Source organism: Microbacterium lacusdiani (assembly GCF_054779895.1).
Window position 1 is genome coordinate 1 of sequence record NZ_BAAGXJ010000025.1, and the last position, 3,471, is coordinate 3,471.

A 3,471-nucleotide genomic window follows, 5' to 3' on the forward strand; every position below is an offset into this window, starting at 1 on the left:
CGACAGTGCACCCATCAAATGGAAACCGACGACTCACAGAACGTCCGGACCGAATGAAGGGGGCGGCTCAGACCCGATGGCAACAACCTCGAGAAATCGAGTTGCTCACACATAGAAGGAATCAGTAGGTGGCGCGCCCGCGCGTCAATTCGAAGTTGACATCTCGTGTCGGACTACGAGGGTCCGCGTAGCGCGGGTTGCTCGCCAGTCTCGTTCGTCTCCGCCCGCGACCTCTGTGACTCGCAGCAGCTGGCCCAAGGTCAGCTCGTCGTCGTTGGCGACGACGAGGCCGACTACCCACTGAGCTGCGCGTGCGGTCTCGATGCGCACAGCGGTCAAGCCCGCTCGCGATGTCTCCACCTTTACGACACGACCTTCCACGCAATCGGGGTCGTTCCAGGCCGCTGCGGCTTCCCAGTGCGGCTCGCATTGGAGTCGGCGCCTGCAGTACCTACACCCGGAGGGGTCAGGCACGGCAAGAAGCGGGACTGCGCCCCGCGCCGCGTCGACTTGGCTGAGTAGCGCGTCGACATCGTGCGGCGAGAACTCGACCGGAAGTGCGCCGTATCGCAGGCTGAAGACAACGAGCGATACAGGTAGTTGTCCGTACTGCTGCCCATATAGATGGGCGTAGAGGAGGAGCTGGTTGCGGACGTCGTTGCTGATTCCGGGTGTTCCGTCATCGCCCGTCTTGAGGTCGACTACAGCACCACCCGCATCCTCCACCACGATGTCGAGCTGCCCGTACAGCCGACGCACGTCGTCACATAGGAGCACCTCTGACATAGCGTGGCTACCAGACGATTTCAGCAGATTGGCGAGCTCGGCACCGCGACGACGCAACCTTGATCTCGTCAGTACGGAATCCTCGAGGCGCCGCGGGTCAACACCCCATCTCGCAGCCTCGCTGTCCCAGGCCGATTGGAGGGCCGCACCAGGCGCGTCCTCAAGCCACCCGCCGCTCTCTAGCCACGCACCCATCGCCTGGTGGGCGAGCGTACCGGCGTTCCTCGGCTCGGAAGGTGGGGGCGCCGTGGGCGCCGCGGTGAATGATGCCGACGCCGGACAGCGCAGCAGACGCCCGGCGGATGTCGCTGACAGCCACTGCGCAAGGTTCACTGTCGCGACCGAGCGGCATCGGCCATGAGCTTGAGCACACGGCGGGGGTCACGATCGATGGTGAACGCGTCGACGAACACAACGCCATCGCAGTCGTGCACAGACTCAATGTCTGCGACTGCGTCTGCGAGTCGCTCTGACATCACGTCTGAGTCGGAGCCCTCGAAGGAGTGCCGGAGAACCACGCCATACAACCCGTAGGGCGAGTCGAGGACCGCAGCAGCCACACCCGGGACGTCGATGACTGTCGCGCCGTATGCGGTGGCCCATCGCTCGAGGGCAGCCGATTCCTCGGCGTGGTCGACATGCAGTTGTCCGTCGCGAAGTAGGCCGAACAGGTCGCGCGCGAGCCGCCAATCGAGAAGGGCGTGGTACGCCATGTTCCCGTAGTCGCGCAGGCACCGATAGCACGACGAGTCACACGTCTGACGATGGTCTTCCAGCTCGAGCTCGCTAAGGTACGTCGCGACCGCCTCGAGGAACTCAGGCAGGAACTGCTCCGAACCCAAATACGTGCTGAATCCGGCACCGTTTTCAAGAGTGTCGGCGAGGAACGCTTGGACGGTCGGGACGCCCCCCTCTGTGACGCCGGAGTATATTCCCGCGCTGAGCTCGAGAGGAAGGATGTCCAGCTTCGTCGCCGCTACCGTGCGCAGCAGGAACGCAAGCGAGTACCACCCTGCCCTGCGACCCTCTGTCACGTCGGCGGCATTGGAGGGCTGAAGAATCCCGGAGACGAGATTCAGGCGGACGCCCTTGTCAATGTCGGTCGGTTCCGTCGCTCCGATGAAGAGGAAGTCGGTGTGCTCGACTGCTCCGAGAGCGACATTAATGACCTCACCCGTGGCAAAGCTTGGGTGAATCAGGTCCTGCTGAATTGCCTGCACGGAGACGTAGCCACCCCAGTTGACGTTCCCCGGGGTGGCCTCCTGGAGCGCGAACAGCCGTCCTCCGTTGTCATTGATGGTGTACCGCTCGGCTGGACCGGAGAGGACAAGAGCTCGCCCCGATGTTGACTGGGTGAGCCTGTCGCCGTCAGCCATCGCCCGGGCGGCCATCGCCCGTGGCGACCAGGAGAAGTTGCCGTCGAAGTCCTCCTCGCGGCCGCTGCGGAACCCCAACGGTTCGCGCAGCGGTACCTCGGTGAAGTAGGCGGGTCCGGCTCCGCATCGCGGGCAGGTATCAGTCCCGTCATCGAGCCGCTCATCGCCGAGGTATGAGCAGGTGCGGCAGATGAAGAGCGCAGTCCAGTTACCCAGCGGGTTGGCAACGGGTTCGGGTGGCCGAGCACCGGCGGGCTTGAAATCCGTGATGCCCACGACCGGGTACACCTTTCCGTCGCGGACAACCTCGCTCAGCGGAGCGAACGCGCTGACGGCCATACTCAGATCACGGTCGATGACCATCTTCGGCGGCCACGGGTTAGAACGCCCGGGACGTTTGAGATACAGATATCTCACCGATGTGGGGAAGCCGAACATGGGCAGAAGACCTGCCTCAGCGAGGAGCTGGCTGAGGTCGTCATGCCTATCACCGGCTACGGCTGCCGAGATATCAGTGACCAGCGACGTGAGCACCGCATCCGCTCGATCTTCCGCGGAGCTCTCGAACGAGGTGCCCGATGCCAGCGCCTTGGCGACTGAGGCGACGCTCGCCCTGTTGGCGAGAATCCAATCTTCAAGTCGCGCCCGGATAGCCGTGTCCCAGGCCGCAGTCAATCCGAACTCGCCGTGCACGTTCACCGATGGCTCGTCCTCTTCGCCCGCAAGGTAGTCCTTGGATGCCAGACGGAGAATCTCGCTTCTGAGTGAACGGTCGAACAGCTCAGGTCGGTTCAGCGTCAGGTAGGGCTTCGGAGTGGGCTCGTTCGTGATGCGCTCTGGCCGCTCGAAATAGTACTCGTCGTGGCTACGGCCTCGGCAGATGGTGAGCGCGATGGCGACGGGAGACCCTCGACGGCCGGCGCGCCCGACTCGCTGCTGGTAGTTGAAGCGCGTCGGCGGCATGTTGCCGAGGACTACCGCCGATAGCGAACCGATGTCGACGCCTGCCTCCATGGTGGTCGTCACGGAGAGAAGGTCCACTGCGTCAGTCGTGGGATTCTCGTCGCCGGCCAGGAATACCCCCTGGAAGCGGGCTTGCCTGTTCTGGGCGTCAATCCGGTCGGTCTGGCCGGTGAGTTCTGCGGTGTTGAGCCGGAAGCGACCGTCATCACTCATGGCCTTCCACGCGTAATAGTCCTCTTCGTTGTTGACCGCACTGGGTTTGGACGGGAGTTTTCGGGCTCATCGCATTTGAGCGTGTAGCGGTCTGAGCGTCGCGGTGGCCGGGTAGGCGTCGAGGTCTCCCGGA

At 63.7% G+C, this 3,471-nt stretch carries 2 protein-coding genes; both read right to left on the bottom strand.

What is annotated here, in order from left to right:
- Positions 1 to 144: 144 nt before the first annotated feature.
- A complete protein-coding gene (locus ACYVGN_RS11430; protein WP_460790878.1) occupies positions 145 to 1,119 on the bottom strand; it encodes a PD-(D/E)XK nuclease family protein in 975 nt (324 codons plus the stop codon).
- Positions 1,116 to 3,338, bottom strand: a complete 2,223-nt coding sequence (locus ACYVGN_RS11435) for a helicase-related protein (protein WP_460790879.1) — start codon at positions 3,336 to 3,338, stop codon at positions 1,116 to 1,118. Before ACYVGN_RS11435 ends, ACYVGN_RS11430 begins: the two co-directional genes overlap by 4 nt.
- Positions 3,339 to 3,471 lie beyond the last annotated feature (133 nt).

Bases quoted from the DNA above. Each gene is read 5' to 3' on its own strand.
- ACYVGN_RS11435 (WP_460790879.1), bottom strand. From the start codon at position 3,338: ATGAGTGATGACGGTCGCTTCCGGCTCAACACCGCAGAACTCACCGGC.